10 protein-coding genes and 1 pseudogene are annotated in these 16548 nt (G+C 74.4%); 4 read left to right on the forward strand and 7 right to left on the reverse strand.

Annotated elements, in window-relative coordinates:
• Positions 1–26: 26 nt before the first annotated feature.
• A complete protein-coding gene (locus ACWC2T_RS30880; protein ID WP_450673632.1) occupies positions 27–2192 on the forward strand; it encodes a RecQ family ATP-dependent DNA helicase in 2166 nt (721 codons plus the stop codon).
• Between the two features lie 265 nt (positions 2193–2457).
• Entirely contained in the window at positions 2458–3078 is a 621-nt protein-coding gene (locus ACWC2T_RS30885) for a hypothetical protein (RefSeq protein ID WP_450673633.1), read from the forward strand.
• Positions 3079–3576: 498 nt separating this feature from the next.
• On the opposite strand, the gene ACWC2T_RS30890 is transcribed toward ACWC2T_RS30885, so the two are convergent.
• The 3 genes and pseudogenes from ACWC2T_RS30890 to ACWC2T_RS30900 all read right to left on the reverse strand — a co-directional run.
• Positions 3577–4209 (reverse strand): hypothetical protein, encoded by a 633-nt coding sequence (locus ACWC2T_RS30890; protein ID WP_450673634.1) that lies wholly within the window; start codon positions 4207–4209, stop codon positions 3577–3579.
• Positions 4210–4277: 68 nt separating this feature from the next.
• On the reverse strand, positions 4278–4979 hold the full coding sequence (locus tag ACWC2T_RS30895) for a ribonuclease HII (RefSeq protein WP_450673635.1): 702 nt from the start codon (positions 4977–4979) through the stop codon (positions 4278–4280).
• A 229-nt stretch (positions 4980–5208) separates the two neighbouring features.
• A pseudogene (locus ACWC2T_RS30900) lies at positions 5209–5334 on the reverse strand (TetR family transcriptional regulator); the annotation flags it as partial.
• A gap of 166 nt (positions 5335–5500) precedes the next feature.
• On the opposite strand from ACWC2T_RS30900, the gene ACWC2T_RS30905 reads away from it, so the two are divergent.
• The gene (locus ACWC2T_RS30905) at positions 5501–6388 is read left to right on the forward strand and encodes a hypothetical protein (protein ID WP_450673636.1); all 888 of its coding nucleotides are present in this window, start codon (positions 5501–5503) and stop codon (positions 6386–6388) included.
• 88 nt (positions 6389–6476) lie between these two features.
• Positions 6477–9065: an NACHT domain-containing protein gene (locus ACWC2T_RS30910; protein ID WP_450673637.1), complete on the forward strand. Its 2589-nt coding sequence runs from the start codon at positions 6477–6479 to the stop codon at positions 9063–9065.
• Positions 9066–9086: 21 nt separating this feature from the next.
• Here ACWC2T_RS30910 and ACWC2T_RS30915 read toward each other — a convergent pair whose 3' ends face one another.
• The 4 genes from ACWC2T_RS30915 to ACWC2T_RS30930 are packed head-to-tail and all read right to left on the reverse strand — an operon-like array spanning position 9087 to position 16539.
• Positions 9087–11342 (reverse strand): hypothetical protein, encoded by a 2256-nt coding sequence (locus tag ACWC2T_RS30915; protein WP_450673638.1) that lies wholly within the window; start codon positions 11340–11342, stop codon positions 9087–9089.
• A 3-nt stretch (positions 11343–11345) separates the two neighbouring features.
• Positions 11346–12803 (reverse strand): GAP1-N2 domain-containing protein, encoded by a 1458-nt coding sequence (locus ACWC2T_RS30920; RefSeq protein ID WP_450673639.1) that lies wholly within the window; start codon positions 12801–12803, stop codon positions 11346–11348.
• Positions 12804–12808: 5 nt separating this feature from the next.
• The gene (locus ACWC2T_RS30925) at positions 12809–13900 is read right to left on the reverse strand and encodes a TRAFAC clade GTPase domain-containing protein (RefSeq protein WP_450673640.1); all 1092 of its coding nucleotides are present in this window, start codon (positions 13898–13900) and stop codon (positions 12809–12811) included.
• Positions 13897–16539 carry a hypothetical protein gene (locus ACWC2T_RS30930; protein WP_450673641.1) on the reverse strand — a complete coding sequence of 881 codons (2643 nt, stop codon included), beginning with the start codon at positions 16537–16539 and terminating at the stop codon, positions 13897–13899. The genes ACWC2T_RS30925 and ACWC2T_RS30930 overlap by 4 nt, the downstream gene beginning before the upstream one ends.
• Positions 16540–16548 lie beyond the last annotated feature (9 nt).

Here is a 16548-nt window from a genome sequence, read left to right on the forward strand (position 1 = left end):
CAGTCCCGTCCTGTTGTATGGGACGCATGGAGCACACGAGCAACGCGGATCTCCGGGCGCAGGCGGACGCCGTCCTCGCCCGGCTCGTCGGAGATGACACGGGCGCCGCCCGGCTGCGCGAGGACCAGTGGCGGGCGATCGAGGCGCTGGTCGCCGAGCGGCGCCGGGCCCTGGTCGTGCAGCGCACGGGGTGGGGCAAGTCCGCGGTGTACTTCGTGGCGACCTCGCTGCTGCGGGCCAGAGGCAGCGGCCCCACGGTGATCGTCTCGCCGCTGCTCGCGCTCATGCGCAATCAGGTGGATGCCGCGGCCCGGGCAGGTATCCACGCCCGCACCATCAACTCCTCCAACACCGAGGAGTGGGACGCCGTCCAGGCCGAGATCGCGGCCGGCCAGGTCGATGTCCTGCTCGTCAGCCCGGAGCGGCTGAACATCCCGGACTTCCGCGATCAGGTCCTGCCCAAGCTGTCCGCCGCGACCGGCCTGCTCGTCGTGGACGAGGCCCACTGCATCTCCGACTGGGGCCATGACTTCCGTCCCGACTACCGGCGGCTGCGCACCATGCTCGGCGACCTTCCGCCGGGTGTCCCCGTGCTGGCCACCACCGCCACGGCCAATGCCCGGGTGACCGCGGATGTCGCCGACCAGTTGGGCACCGGCGGCACCTCGGACGCCCTGGTCCTGCGCGGGCCGCTGGACCGGGAGAGCCTCAGCCTCGGCGTGCTGCGGCTGCCGGACGCCGCGCACCGGATGGCCTGGCTCGCCGACCACCTCGACGACCTGCCGGGCTCCGGCATCGTCTACACGCTCACCGTCGCCGCCGCCGAGGAGGTCACCGCGTTCCTGCGTCAACGCGGGCACACCGTCGCCTCGTACACAGGCAGGACGGAGAACGCCGACCGTCAGCAGGCCGAGGACGATCTGCTCGGCAACCGGGTCAAGGCGCTGGTCGCCACCTCCGCGCTCGGTATGGGCTTCGACAAGCCGGACCTCGGTTTCGTGGTGCACCTCGGCTCCCCCTCCTCCCCCATCGCCTACTACCAGCAGGTCGGCCGGGCGGGCCGCGGTGTCGAGCACGCCGAGGTGCTGCTCCTGCCGGGCAAGGAGGACGAGGCGATCTGGCAGTACTTCGCGTCGCTCGCCTTCCCCTCCGAGGAACTGGTCCGGCGCACCCTGGACGTCCTGGCCCGGGCGGACGGCCCCCTGTCGCTGCCCGCGCTCGAGCCCCTGGTCGAACTGCGCCGCTCCCGACTGGAGACCATGCTGAAGGTCCTCGACGTGGACGGAGCGGTCCGCCGGGTCAAGGGCGGCTGGATCGCCACCGGGCAGCCCTGGTCGTACGACACCGAGCGCTACGGCTGGGTGGCCCGGCAACGGGCGGCCGAGCAGGAGGCGATGCGCGCCTACGCGTCCACCAGCGAGTGCCGGATGGAGTTCCTGCAGCGTCAGCTGGACGACGAGGATGCCAAACCCTGCGGCCGCTGCGACAACTGCGCCGGCCCGCGCTTCACCGCGGACACGTCCACGGCGGCGGTGGACGCCGCGCGCAGCGACCTGGGCCGGGCCGGCGTGGAGGTGGAGCCCCGCCGCATGTGGCCGACGGGCCTGCCGGCCATCGGCATCGATCTCAAGGGACGCATTCCGGCCGGTGAACAGGCGTCGCCGGGGCGGGCCCTGGGGCGATTGTCGGACATCGGCTGGGGCAACCGGCTGCGTCCGCTCCTCGCGCCCCAGGCGCCGGACACCGCTGTGCCGGATGATGTGGCGCGGGCCGTGGTCGGTGTCCTGGCCGACTGGGCGAAGGGTCCCGGCGGCTGGGTTTCCGGTGTGGCCGGCGCCCAGGCCCGACCGGTGGGTGTCGTCACCGTCGCCTCGCGCACCCGGCCCCTGCTGATCCACTCCCTGGGCGCCCGGATCTCCGAGGTCGGCCGGCTGCCGCTGCTCGGCTCCGTGGAGTGCGCCGAGGACGTGCCGCGGGTGTCGCGCAGCAACAGCGCGCAGCGGCTGAAGGCCCTCGACGGTGCGCTGACGGTACCTCCCGCCCTCGCGTCGGCGCTCACCGTTGCCGACGGCCCGGTGCTGCTGGTCGACGACTTCACGGAGACGGGCTGGACCCTCGCGGTCGCGGCACGTCTGCTCAGAAAGTCCGGCGCGCGGGAGGTGTTGCCGCTGGTCCTGGCGGTCCAGGGCTGACCGCGCACCCGCCGCGGCAGCCCTGCGGCACATGGTCCGACACCTCGGGCGTCATCGGGCCGACCTTTGGGTAGGGATATAAGCCACGCACCGCCAGATAACCGTCGGTGGCCCCAATTGCTCGTTGCCGCATCCCAGTTCGGCAGGAAGAATTGAGGTCCGCTCCCCGCACGGCTCGTCCGTGATCGGTTGGGCTCTGCTGCGGTGCGCGGTCCCTCGAATCCGACCTCGCCCGCAGTGTGGGCGCGTAGCCGAAGGGAGGAACGTGACCTTCGGATTCGCCTCGTCCTCGGCGGCCTCGTTGTCGACCTCCGCGTCCGCCGCTTCCGCCAGCCGCCTGCTCGAGCCTGCCGAATGGGCTGCCGCCGGAATCCCGCTGCTGCGCAATCCCCGTGAGGTCGTCAGCGGGCTGCACGCCCGTCATCGGCCGCGGCCCTCCACGGCGATCGTGGCCGTCCTCGATCCGGACGAGCGGCTGTGCGCCAGCGCGTCGTTCACGCGACGTCCGACCCCGGCCGACGGCTGGATGTTCCGCAATGCGCTGCTCGCGCAGCTGCGCCGGGTGATTCCGCACGACCTGAGACGCCGGACGCCGGTGCGCACGGCCATTCTCGTCTACTGCCGTGAGGGGGACGCGCGCTGGACGGAGGAGGACGGCGCCTGGATGTGGGGCCTGCGTGACGCCTGCACCCTGCACGGGCTGCGGTGCGGGGCGTACATCACGCTGACCCACGACGGCTGGCATGTGCTCGGCGAAGGTCGCAGCGGCCGCCGCCCCAGCGCCGACTCCGCGCCCGAACCCTTCGCCACGTCCGAGACCCCGCCGCTCCCGCCGCGCACCGGCGGCCCGGTCTCCGAGGTCCTGCGCCGCGCGGCGGCTCGCTGAAGGACACGGCAGCAGGTCGGGCCGGCGCCCGACCGCCCTTCCGGCCCACCGCGCCCTGCCCGCCCGGACGGCGAGCCGAGCGCCCGCCGCCTGTCCGGCTGCGGTGCACGAGGCCGTGCGGCACCCCAAGGAACACAAGAGACACCCGCGGCCGAAGCGACGTGAGGGCCGTACCGAGCTCAAAAAACGGGGACATGGAGCTGTGCCGTGCCGGCAAGCCCGCGCCCGCACCACGTCACGCCGCCGTACGGCCACACGAGGACCCAAGTGCCCGTGGCCGGTGGCAGGACCGCGTGCGCCAAAGGCCGGCCTCCGCCCTGCAACCGCTGCTCCGCACATGCCGTCCTGGGGCGTTACCGGGAAGCCGCCCACGAGCGGTGCCGCTCTATGGGCGCCGGAGGGGCCGCCGGTCGTGCGGGCACGCGGAAGGCCGCACCATGCGGATTCCGCCCGGGCGGTTCCTCTGCCACCCCGGTGCCCCGAGGCGCCGGAGGAGGCTCAGACGCCTGCGCCCAGCACCGAGTTGATCTGCTGCGGGTCGCCGCAGACGATCAGCAGGGCACCGGCCCGGGCGTGGGCCAGCGCAAGGGCCGAGGCAGCAGCGGAAGCGGGACCTCCGTTGACGGCCACGACGACCACGGGGCGGGACGCGGCGCGAGAGGCGACGGCGGCGTCTGCATAGAAGACGTCGTCACCGGCGTCGTGCTGCGCCCAGTAGGAGACTTCGCCGAAGGACAGCTCGTGCTCCGCCCACGGGTGCTGGGACCCGGTGGTGATCACGAGCACGTCGCCGGGGGCACGGCCCGAGTCCAGCAGCAGGTCCACCGCCTCCTCGGCGGCGTCGAGCGCGCCCTCGGCCGAGGCCGGGATCAGCTGGATCTGCGGGGTGGCCGCCGAGGCGGCGGGAGCGGCCGGGCCGGACGGGCCCGGCTTGGCCGGAGCCGCGTCACGCGGCGTGCGCTGCACCGGCGGCGCCGGCCGCGGAGGGCCGGGACGACCGGGGCGGGACGGAGCCGCGGGGCGGGGGCCGGGTACGGGGCGGGGGGTCGGCGCGGTACGGCCGCTGGCCGGAGTGGCGCGGGGACCCTGGGCACTCTCGTGAATCTGAGGCTCCTCGGGAATGAGAGGCATGAGCTGATATTTATCAAACGTTGGTGCGGCGCGGGTGACCGGGTGGCACATCAGTGCGAGCGGAACCGTCAGAAATCGAAGCCGAGCTGACCCTCGATTTCCGGAACGCTTCCATCCGCCCAGCTGCGGACCTTCTTGAGATGCCGCCACTGAGGCAACGCATCAAGATACGCCCACGACAAGCGGTGGAGCGGGGTGGGCCCCCACTCCTCCAGTGCGGCCTTGTGCACGGGCGACGGATACCCGGCGTTGTCCGCAAATCCGAAGTGTGCATGGTCGACACCCAGTTCGGCCATCATTTTGTCGCGCTGAACCTTGGCGATCACCGAGGCCGCCGCGACGGCCACGCACGACTGATCGCCCTTGATCACCGTGCGCACCTTCCAGGGCGCGCCGAGGTAGTCGTGCTTCCCGTCGAGGATCACGGCGTCGGGGCGGACCGGCAGGGCGTCCAGGGCGCGGCCCGCGGCGAGCCGCAGCGCGGCCGTCATCCCCAGGTCGTCGATCTCCTCGGGGGAAGCATGCCCCAGCGCATAGGCGGTCACCCATGCCTGCAGGATCGCCGCCAGCTCCGTGCGCCGCTTGATCGTCAGCAGCTTGGAATCGGTCAGCCCCTCGGGCGGGCGGCGCAGACCGGTGATCGCGGCACAGACGGTGACAGGTCCGGCCCAGGCGCCGCGCCCCACCTCGTCGAGACCGGCAATGACCTTCGCTCCGGTCGTGGCGCGCAGGGAGCGCTCGACGGTGTGAGTAGGTGGTTCGTACGGCATGGCGCCCTTAGCGTACGCCGCCGGGGACGTCAGCCGACACCCCGGTCGCCCCACCGCCACACGGAGCACCGGCGTGCGGAATCAGCCTCCGTGGGGCCGGAGCAGCGGGAGCACCAGCCGGTCGATCATCCCTTCGAGTCCTGGTCACTCCCTTCGCCGGCGCACATTCTTGAGCGGTACATCATCATGGCCGGGGCGGTGCATCATCTTCTCGGGACGGCGTACATGATCCGCCGCACCCGCCGGCACCGAGCCGCTCCAGTGCGGCTTCCAGGATCGCGCGCTCCAGCACCACGCCTCGGCGACGAGGGGAAGCTGCCCGAGCCGGAGCGGCCGTCCAGTGCGAGGTAACCACCCGTGGTGACGCCCTCTCAGCTGCTCCAGGAACCACAGCCGGGCGCGGCCCGCCGGGAGGGGCATCCAACGCAGCGGGCGCGCACGGGAGACAGCGCCAGGTCGGTCGTCACGGACCGGCTGCCGGACGGCGCCCTCGGGATAGCCCGGGGCTATGGTTATGGAGCATGTGGTTAGGAGAGCCGCCCGAGGGCGAGCAGAACCCCCGCAGCAGGCGCCCCTACGGCGGGAACCGGGCGAAGGCCATTGCCGTCGCTGCCGCCGCGACCGTGATCGCAGCCGTCGGCGTCACCGGCTCACTGCTCCTGGAAGGCCACAAGGACGACAACGCCGACGGCGGCAGCGGGAACACGAAGGCGCCGGCGAGTGCCCCGCACAGCGCGACGGCCACGGCGAAGGCGTCCGGCAAGCCGGGGGGCGGCGCGAGGGAGAGGCCGACCGTCCCGGGCTGGAAGGTCGTCGTCAACCCCAAGTGGGGCACGGCCTTCGACGTGCCGCCGGACTGGCACGTCGAGCGACCGGACATGATGCTCGGCTTCGAAGACAGCAAGGTCGACTACAGCGACCCCAAGAACTGGGGCAAGGTCGTCATCATCATGAGTGCACCGGCGGAGCTCCGGGAGAACTGGTGCCTGTCCGACGACGACCATGACGGGCGCGTGAGCAGCACAGCGCTGGCCGCGGCGGGCACCAAGGGTGCCAAGGGCGCCCGGAGCACCGGCGATGCCGCCCTGAGCCAGGCACCGCAGTGGGTGTACGGCGGTTACACACAGCCCGACAGGAAGAGCATCGTCTCCGACCGGACGGCGAAGCCGTACACGACGAGGTCCGGCGTCAGGGGCAGCATCGCCTGGGCCCGGTCCAGGAACACGCCCCAGAAGGGCAAGTGCGCGAGCGAAGGCAAGGCCATCACCTTCGGCTTCAGGAACTCCGCGGGCGACCTCGTCGCCTGGAGCCTCTTCGGCGCCACGGGCGTGAGGGACGAACTGCCGGACTCGACGATCATGAAGATCCTCAGCACGGTACGCCTCCACGGGAAGCCGAAGGAATCCTGAGCCGGGTCCGGCGACGGTGGGACACCGATGAGTGACGGCGGGACAACGATGAGTACAGTGGGAAGGGCGACGACGGGGGCGGACGCACATGGAGAGCCAGACGGGGTCGGGCCGCGGCCCGCAGATCACCAACACCGCGGTCGACTGCACCGCCGAGTACCTGGTCCAGATCGGCATCCTCCAGGGCGACCTCAATGTCACCGTGCGGGTGGACGCTCCCGATGACGACGCCCCGCTGGCCGCGGCCGAGCGGAGACTGGCGCGCAGCCTGCTGTACCGCTGGCGGGCCGAGGCCGACGCCTGGGACCTGACCGACCCCCAGCCACTGCCCGTGCGCTGGACCCACAGCCAACAGGCGAGGTCCGCCGGGGAGCACATCCCGGCGGGCTCCGGGACGGACACCATCGCCGGGACGTTCCTGAGACTCAGCCCCCGGCGGCGGCTGGTCGTGCTCGGCAGCGCGGGGTCCGGCAAGACCGTGCTGTCCGTCCTGCTCACCCTCGAACTGCTCGCCCGCCGGCTCACCCAGGGCGAGCACGAGGTACCGATCCCGCTCGTGCTGTCCCTGGAGTCCTGGGACACCCGGCGGCAGTCGCTGACCGAGTGGCTCGTGGACCGGCTGCACCAGGACCACCCCGGTCTGCCCCCGGTGGACGGCGTCCACCCGGCCCGCCGGCTGGTCCTGGACCGGCGGGTGCTGCCCGTCCTCGACGGTCTCGACGAACTCCCCGCGCACCGCCGCGCCGAGGTCCTCGACGTCCTCAACACCGGCCTCGGCGGAGACGGGGAGGCCGTACTCGTCTCCCGCACGGCCGAGTACGCCGACCTCGACGAGAAGGGCAAGGGCCTCAGGCACGCCACCGTCATCGAGTCGCTGCCGCTGCGCCCGGACGAGGTGGCGGACTACCTCCGCAGGGCCCTGCCGCGGGGCCGCGTCAAGGACTGGGCCGGCCTGCTGGACACCCTGCGCAATCAGCCCTCCGCACCGGTCTCGTGGGCCCTGACCAGTCCCCTGATGGTGTGGCTGGTGCGCCGCTCCTACGAGCAATCCCCGGCCGATCCAGGCGAGTTGACGGACCGGGAGCGGTTACCCACCCGGGCGGCCGTCGAGGCGCACCTGCTCGACCGGATCGTGCCCGCCGCGTTCCCGGCACGGCCGCCGGACCCTCATCGGCTGCACCCGCCCCGCGCCTGGGACGCCGCACGGGCCGATGCCTGGCTGTCGTACCTGGCGCTGCTGCTCAGCCGCCGGGAGGAGTCCGAGCTCGCCTGGTGGCGGCTGTACGCGGCCCCGTTGCCCCGGCTGCTCGCGGTGCCCGCGCTGATGACGGCCGGCATCCTGCTGTCCCTCGTCATCCGGGCGGCCATGTCCGGTTACGCGCGGACCACCGGGCTGGGCGACCTCAGCGTGACGACCGACGTGATGTTCGGGATCGCCCTGGCGGCGCTCGCACGGTCCGTCACCGCGGGCTGGTTCGGCCAGCGGCTCGCCGAGCCCCGCCGCAGCGCCAACCCGCTGCTGTTCATCCACGCCCTGCGGTCCGTCGACCGGCACGCGCGGGTCGGCCCACGGGTCCGCCTCGCGGCGCTCACAGGGGGTCCCGCCCTCGTCGTCCTCCTCCTCGCGCTGTACGTCTTCGCGGCGCCGGACCCGGGCCTGGTCGTGCTCGCGATCGGTGCCGTGCTGCCGGTCCTGCTGATGATCGTGTACGCGGCACCCGCCGACACCGTGGACGCGGCCACCCCCGGCGAACTCCTGCGCGGCGAACAGACCGCGCTCGTCACGACGCTGACGCTGGTGGCCCCCCTCATCGGTGTCGGCTCCGGTTCCCTCTTCTGGCTCGACTCGCACGGTCCGGGCAGCTGGTGGCCCGCGTTCGGGGCCTGGGCCAGCGCCTCCGCGATGTTCGTCCTGCTCAGTCCATGGAGCCGCTGGATCCTCGCCAAGTGCTCGCTGGCGGCGACCGGCCGGGTGCCCTGGACGCTCATGACGTTCCTCAGGGACGCGCGGACGGCCGGCCTGCTGCAGTTGTCGGGCGGCACGTACCGGTTCCGCAACCGCAGGCTCCAGGAGCACCTGGCGGGGCGGCGCGCCCGGGAGCGGGGCCCGTCGGCCGCACCCGAACCGCCGCGCCTGCCCGCGCTCGCGGACTCCCGGCACTTCACGGTGGAGAACACCGCGGACCACTACCACCTCCGCGGCCGCTCCCGCAGGCTGCAGCTGGCCCACTGGGCGGTGCTGGGCCCCGTCATGGCCGTCTTTCTCGTACGCTTCACCGTGGCCGGCCAGTGGCAGCACGCCACCTACTGGGTGGGGATGCTGATCCTGCCGTTCCTCGGCGTCCTGATCACCGTGACCGGCTTCCTCATGCCGCGTCGCCGGATCGAGCTGGAGCTGACCCGGGACGGCGTCACCTCTGTGACGGGACGCAGGCGGCGCTCCTACCTGTGGCAGCACGTCGAGGAGATCACCGTGCGCCGGATGGTCTTCCGGGGCCGGGACATGGGCTTCTACGCGCTCCAGGTCCGGCTGCTGCCCGGCGCCCCGCGCCCGCCGCGCCGCTCCCGCATGGGCGGCGGCTGGTACCTCGTGCTGCCGCTCGGCCTCACCCCGCAGGTCGACGACCGGCTGGGCAACGCGCTGGCCGGTTTCGCCGGGTCGCGCTGGACGCGCTGAAGTCCGAGGCTCTGATGGGGCTCAGCAGAGCGGCTCGGACCCTCCGTTGGCCGTGAGCAGGGCCAGGCAGCGGGACGTCACCGTGTGCCCGTCCTCGGTGGCGTCGACGGCGTAGGCGATCGGGGCATGGCCCGCAGCGCCGCTCGGCGCCGTGATCCGCCAGCGTGCCTCGTACGTGTCCTGGGCCCGCAGCACGCGGGGCGGGCGTCCCACGAGCGTGGCGTGCCAGCCCGCGGGCAGCAGGGGCGGTCGTACGTCGACGGCGAGGTCGCGGGCGGTGGTGTTCTCGATGCGGAGCCGGCCGTCGTCCGCCGGGTGCAGGCGCAGGGCGTCGGAGCTGGTCCAGCGGATGTTGAACTCGCGCAGGCGCAGCTTGTTCTCCTGGCTCTTGTCCAGCAGCGAGCCGAGGCCGATGCGGATGGAGTCGACGGTGTGCCGGTAGGGGATGTCGTAGCCGTATGTCTTGCCGATGCTGTACTTGCCGCCTCCCGCTGTGCGGCTGTGCCGACCGGAGTCGGAGTCCCAGACGGTACGGGCGCCGACCTGTCCCTCCACGTCGACGCTCAGCGAGAAGGGCCCGTCGATGGTGTCCGGGTCGAAGTCCACCGAGATCTCGCTCAGCGGCAACGGCATCCCGAAGTCGACGCGCAGCCAGTTGTCCTTCTGCGGAGAGCCGGTGACCGACCAGTATCCGGGGTGCCCGGGCAGCGCCGCCGAGGGCGGGTGCCCCGGGGCCGCGTAACTGACGCTCAGAGCTGGCCAGTTGCGGTTGGCGGCGGCCATGAGGTCGACCTGGTGGACCGAACCGCTCAGCGGATGCCGCCACTTGTCGTAGGCGGCGGGCAGGCCGAGGAGCGCCCCCGGCGGCAGGACGCCCGCCTGCAACAGGACCAGGATGAGCGGCACGGCCAGGAACCCGGCGAGGTGGGCGACCAGGATGCCGTGGCGGGCCACGCGGTGGCGCGGCAGCCGGACCGCGACACCTCCGGGGCGGCGCACGGCCGGTGGGGCGATGCTCTCGCCCCGGCCCGGCGTACCGCGCATCCCGGCCAGCCACTGCGGGAGCCCGGCGAGAGCGGAAGCCGGGGCGCACCGCACCGGGATGCCGGTGGCGTCGAGGGCGCGCAGCAGATGGCCGCCGTCGGCCGCGTCCAGTTCGGCGCGTACGGCGGTGTCGTCGCCCTGTCGGGCCCTGGTGTACAGCAGCGCGAGACGGCGTGGGCGGCGGCGCGCGGGCAGGGCGCTCACGACGTGCAGGACGCGGGTGACGGCGTGCACGGCGGCACTGTGCGCGGCCGGGTCGTCCACCACCAGCAGCAGTCCGTCGGCCCGGGAAAGGACCTCAAGCCGGGCGACCGACTCCTGACTGCGGTACGCGTCACCGGGCGGGTCGTACCAGAGCAGGCACGTCCGGCCCGTACGCACCAGCGGCGGTTCGCTTCCGGGCGGGGCGCCGAGTTCGGTCAGGCCCTGCCGGTGGACGCCGCTGCGCTGCGCGGGCGGCCCGCCGACGAGCACCACGGTCCGGGCCCGCTCGTATCCGGCGGGCAGCGGGTTCCCGCAGTGCGGGCAGCACGCGTCCAGGCGGCGGACGCCGAGGACGGCGGGGAGGCGGGTGCCGCAGCGGCAGCGGTGGTACAGCGCGCCGTACCGGTTCGGGACCAGCGCACCGTGGCGGGCGCCGCAGCGGGGGCACAGGCGGTCGGGTCGCACCACGGTGCGTCCACAGCGGGTGTACGGGCACGGTGCCGGCCCGCGGCGCAGTGCGCGTCCCGTCCGCTCGACCGCGGCCCACATCACCCACCACAGCGTCCACAGCGCGCAGCACAGGGCCCAGAACAGCAGCGCGAACAGCAGCGGGAGGAGGGTCAGTGCGGTCGCGGTCAGGACGACGGCGATCATCGTGACCACGAGGACCGGGACCATGACGACCGTCAGGAAACCCCGGCCCCACCTCGCGCCGTGCCGCGACTGGCGGGCGAACCCTGCCACGCAGCGGTCCATGAGCCGCTCGGCGTCGCCCATCAGCCGTTCGTGTTCCTCGAGACCGTCCCACCAGGCTGCGCGCAGGTCCCGCAGCGCCGTGACGCGGAAGTAGGCGGGGACGGCCGGTTCGCCGTACGGGGCGGCCGTGACGCCTGCGGCCGCGCCGAACGACCGCCAGACGAGGCGGAGTTGGGACAGCACGAGGCGGGGCAGGGTCACCAGCACACCGTGGCCGACGACGAGGGCGGCCAGCAGGACGACCATCAGGAACAGCACGACGGGGTTGGCCACGGCTCACTCCTTCTCCCGGGCGGACCCGCGCCGCCACGGCAGCCGTGGCCCCTGTTGCCGCTCGGGCTCCGGCTCCTCGGCGCGCACCAGGTCGTGCAGGGCCTCGTAGGTCTCCGTCTCCTGCCACAGCCCCCGCCGGTACAGCCGCAGGATCCGCAGGCCGGCCCGGCGCGGCTCTTCGGTCGCCCGGCGCAGGACGTGCAGCGCGGTGCCGGGGGCTTCGGCGAGCACGTCCTGTGCTCCGCCCGGTGCTCCGTCGGCAAGGGAGGCGAGAAAGGCGCACGCCTGGGCGTCCAGTACCTCGGCCCGCGACTCGGCAGCGGCCTCGAGCGCGGTGAGCAGCCCCGCCAGGACGGCGCCCCGATAGGGCTCGGGCAGCGGCGCGAGCGCGGCCCGTACGTCGCCGAGCGGTGCCGTCAGGGCGGCGAGGTGCCGCTCGGCCGCGTCCCGCACGCGCTCGGGTGGGACACCCGCCGCCTGCGGCCGCAGCTCCGCCACCGCCTGTACGAAACCAGCGAGCCCGGAGTCCTCTGCGACCGCCGGCCCGGCCGTGCCGTCCGGAGCGAGCAGTGCGCACGCGGCCCGCAGCCGCCGTACGGCCGCCGTCCCGGCGCCCTCGTCCGGGGCCGCCTCCCACAGGTCGGCCACCGCGTCCACGAGGTCCAGCCGCCCGCTGCCCCACGCGCCCGCGAGGAAACGCGCCGTCGCGCACGGCTCCGGGCCTGCGTCCTCCCTCAGCCCGTCGAGGTCGAACACCGGGGCCGGCGCCCGCTCTCCCGTCTCCGGCCGTGTCCCGGTCAGATGACGGTGGTCGTCCTCCGGCCGCGCCGTGTACGTCGTGAACGTCAGACGGGCGGTCAGGCCCGCCGGGAGGGTGTACGAGACCGCGGCGATCCAGTCGACGACACGTTCCGGGTCCGCGGAGACCAGGGTCGCGCCCGTGCCCTCGCCGGCCAGCGCCCGCAGGGTCACGGTGAGCAGCCTCTCCAGGAGACGGATTCCCGTGTCACCGGTGGCGTCGAGCAGCCTGCGGACGCGGTCCGGCCCGACGGCGCTGCCGGGCACGAGTTCGGCCAGGTCGGGCAGGGCTTGCCCGTCGTCGGGCGCGGGAGACGGCGCCCAATGCGGGGTGTCCCACAGCTCGACGGGGCGCAGGCCCGCCAGTTCGCCGGGGCCTGCGCACAGGGCGTGGCAGAAGTGGTTGCCCAGGCGCCCGGTGTAGTCCCGGCCGGTGAAACGGGTGCGGGTCAGTACGGCCGTGTCGTCGTCGGGGCGGTCGTAGGCGAACGCCACCGGACATGCGGCGGGCTGGACGGCGCCCGGCGGGGGCGTGTACCCCGTCAGGGGGCGCAGGACGCCGAGCGCGGGGCGGGCCGCCGGGGAGACGGCGGCGAAGCGGAAGCCGCCGTGGCGGTCGGCGGCCGACGGCGGGGCGGAGGTGTAGTGCGCCTGTCCTGCCATGCCGGTCACCCCCGGCCCCGGTCGAGGGCGCCGAATCGGTGCAGGAGCCACATCAGGGGGTCCTCCACGCGGTGCGGCCGTACGACGCCACCGTGGCCAAGGCCGCCGCCGCGCTGTGGCGCGGTGCCGAGCGTGGAGAGGGCGAACAGCTGATAGTCCGTGCAGAACCGGCGCAGCCGCGCGTCGAGTTGGTGTTCCTGCCAGCGGCTGAGCAGGGCCTGGAGTTCGGCGTGGACGGCGGCACGGTCGTCGGCGTCGAAGACGGGCCCGGGGCGGCGGGTGCGGTGCAGGGGGGAGTTGTCCGGCAGGTGCGGCCACAGCAGGTCGGCCTTGGTGAGGGCGACGGCGACCGGGACGGTCGCCTTCCCGCCGCCGCCCAGGTGGCCGAGTACCCGCGCCAGCACCTCGCCGGACCTCCCCGGCACCCCGTCCCCGTCCTTCAAGGGGGCGCCGGGAAGGTCCCGCGGATCGACGAGGACGACGACGGCGTCGGCCGCGGTGAGGTAGCGCAGCTGGGTCTCCATGCGGTCGCGTGAGGTGAAGTGCTCGCCCGCGGTGTCGAGGAACACCAGGGTCAGCACGTGCTCGCGGGCGCGCCCGAAGCGGCCCCTGCGGGTGCGGCCGAGGCGGTGCACCAGGGGCCGGCCGCCGTCGTGCTCGGCGGTCTTGGGGACGGTGTGCTGCTCCTCGTACAGGTGCCGCTCGTACCGTTCGTGGTAGTCGGCCATGGTGTCGTCGTCGCAGGGCAGCAGGGCCGCGTCCAGTTCGGCGCCGAGGCGGTGCAGCAACTCGTGCACGAGGACGGCGATGTAGGTGCTCTTGCCCGAGCTGACGGGGCCCGCGAGCGCCACCAGCTTCCCGGGGGTGCGCAGATAGCCCTCCGGCAGCCGGCCCCCGCAGGCCGTGCAGCGCAGCCGGGTGGCGGTGCGGCCGCAGGTGCGGCACACCGCCGAACCGGCCTGTGGGTCGGCGGACTTCAGGCCACCGCCCTCGGCGCAGGCGGCGGTGCCGCTCACGCAGACGTACGCGATCTGCGCCCTGGTGACGTTCCGGAAGCAGTGCGGGCACACCCAGCTGCGACGGCGCGTCGGTCTCATCTCCCCTGCCTCTGGGTGACCTTGAGCGTGTGGTGCGGCGGGTCCCGCAGGAGGAGCCCCTCACCGACGGCGAAGCAGCGCAGCCAGCCGCCCGGGCCGCGGGGCAGCCGCGCCGACAGCCGCACGTCCCGCTCCGGGCCGAGCTCCGCCTCGGTGAGATCCGCGAGGACGTCCCCGTCGGCGGGCTCCAGCGGCCAGAGGGGACCGTGCGAGCGCACCAGCAGCAGGCGCTCGGCCCGTACGGGGGCGGACGCGGTGAACACGGCGGTGACCGCGCGCCGTCCGGGCATGCCGTGCCGCTGAAGCCGGTAGCCGACGTCGGTGCGCGGGGGCAGCACCGCCGTGCTCGGCGGGCCGTACGCGCGCAGCCCGCCGAGCACGGCCACCGGCCGGACCTCGACCTCCACGCCGGCGCCGTCCGCGACGGGCAGCCGTACGCCCGCCTCGTGCCGGTAGGCGGCCCGGCCGACGGTGCGGCGCCGCTCGTCCTGCTCGCCGGGGGTCCGCCAGGTGACCTCGACCTCGTCGCCGGCGTCGGGCGGCCAGTCGAGGACGACGGCCACGCCCGTGCCGCCGTGCCGGGTGAGGGTGAGGGTGCCGAGCGGCCGTACGGCGGCGACCGCGTGCGCTCCGGTGACGGCGCGTTCCCCGGCGACGGTGACCGCCAGTACCACCGTGGGCCGGTCCGGCGGCGGGAACCGCAGCCCCGCGGGGGCGTGCCGGGCCGTGATCGGCCGCCCGTGCAGTTCCGCCGTGCGCAGCCGGCTGCCGGGCGGCCACGGGGGTACGCCGCCGAAGCCGTACAGCCGCACCTCGCCGCCGGGCGGCGGGTCGAAGGAGGCCACGAGGTCGCCGTCCACGCGGCGGATCTCCAGGTCCGTGACCGGCTCGGGCGGCCCGAGGGGGGTGGCGGTGAGCGAGACGCCGCCGGTGCGCACGGGCCGCCCGTCGTCGGTGTGGTAGACGACGCGGATGCGGTAGCGGTACGTCGTGCCGTTGGTGAGCCCGTCGTCCCGGAAGCCGTCGCGGCGGGCCGCGACCCGTACGTCCTCGCCGTCCGGCCCGGCGCGGACGACCTCGACGGACCGGGCCTGCACCGGGCAGGTCCAGGCGGCGGTGATCACGCGGTCCTCGGGGCGCAGCTGCACGCTGCCGACGTCGGGCCAGTGCGTGACGGGTCCGCACACCGCGAGCGGCGAGGGCACGCTGTCGGGTTCGGCGGCCCGGCGCACGACGACCGCGTAGTACAGCGGGACGCAGGCGGGGGCCGAGCGGTCCGTGAACGAGGTGGCCCGCGGCGACGGCAGCGGCAGCCCGGTTCCGTCGGCCGCGTCGTGCGGCGGGCGGCGCTCGCTGCGCAGCAGCACGTACTCGGGCTCGCCCGCCGTGGACGGGCTGGGCCGCCACGCCAGAACGACGCCCGTGCCGTCGGGCGTGGCCGTCAGGCCGGAGACCGGGCGGACCGTGAGGGCCCGGCGAACGGCGTCGGCGCCCGGCACGTCGCGGGCCACGGCCTCCGCCTGTTCCAGCAGTTCCCAGGCCAGGTCGGCGTCGCGGGCCGGCAGCCCCCGGGCGCGGTCGACCAGGGCGCGTGCCTCGGCGAGCTTCCCGCGGACGTGGGCGACCAGGGCGCGGGCGTCCTCGGGCAACGCGTCGGCGGGCAGGCGGTCGGCGACGGCCGCCGCCTCCGCGAGCCGCCCGTCCGCCGTCAGCCGCCGCAGCCGTCCCACCACGGGATTCCCGGCCTCCTCGTGAAGCACCGCGAACACCAGCCGCCGCGCGTCCGGTTCGGCGATCGACAACTCCCCCGTGGCATGGGCGAGGAGGGTGGCCGGGGTCGCACGTGCGGCGAGCCTCTCCCGCAGCGGGACCGCCACTTCGTACAACCGCAGCTGGGCGAGGCCCTGGGCGCCCTGGTCGGCCAGCACCCGGCGCACGGCGGCGGCCACGGCCTGGGCGGCGGTGTGCGCGGCACTGTGCGGCAGCCGGCTCCAGCGGCGGGCCGCCTCGTCCACGGCCGCGGCTCCGACGGGCGGCGCGTCGAAGAGGCGTACGGGCTGCGGGGTGCGGCCCCCCGGGGTGGCGGCCGTCAGGAAGTCGTCGAGGTGGCGCAGGCGCAGCACCTCCAGGTGACGGGTGCAGCGGGCGCAGGCGGGGTGCGGCACGTCCCGGGGCAGCATGTCCGGTTCGGCGATGCGCAGCCCGAGTCCGGGCAGCAGGTCCCGTACCTGTGCCTCGCTCACCCGGTGTGCCGCGGCGGCCTCCGCGACGGTGGCCTCGGCGAGCAGGCCGAGCCCGCCCGCGGCCTCCTGCAGGGTCGCGCGCAGGGCAGTCTGCCCGGACTCGGCCTGCCGGTCATGCTCGGCCACGGCCGCCCGCAGCGGGCCCAGGTCGCCGTCGGCCGCGGCGTCGAACAGCGGCCGGTGGACGAGGTGCCCGGCCTCGAGCTCCTCGATGACCGGGCGGTACTTGAGGCGGGCGCGGTTGCGGCGCCAGCAGGCGCGGACCGCGGCGACCGTCTCGGTGACCGAGGGCCCGTCCAGGCGCCGCGGCAACTGGTAGCGGATGCGCAGGTCGTCGGTCACCGGCAGTCCGGCGTCGAGCACCTCGCGCCGGTAGCGCTGCTCGTCGAACGCCACGGCGTGGTC

The organism is Streptomyces sp. NPDC001393, from assembly GCF_053597455.1.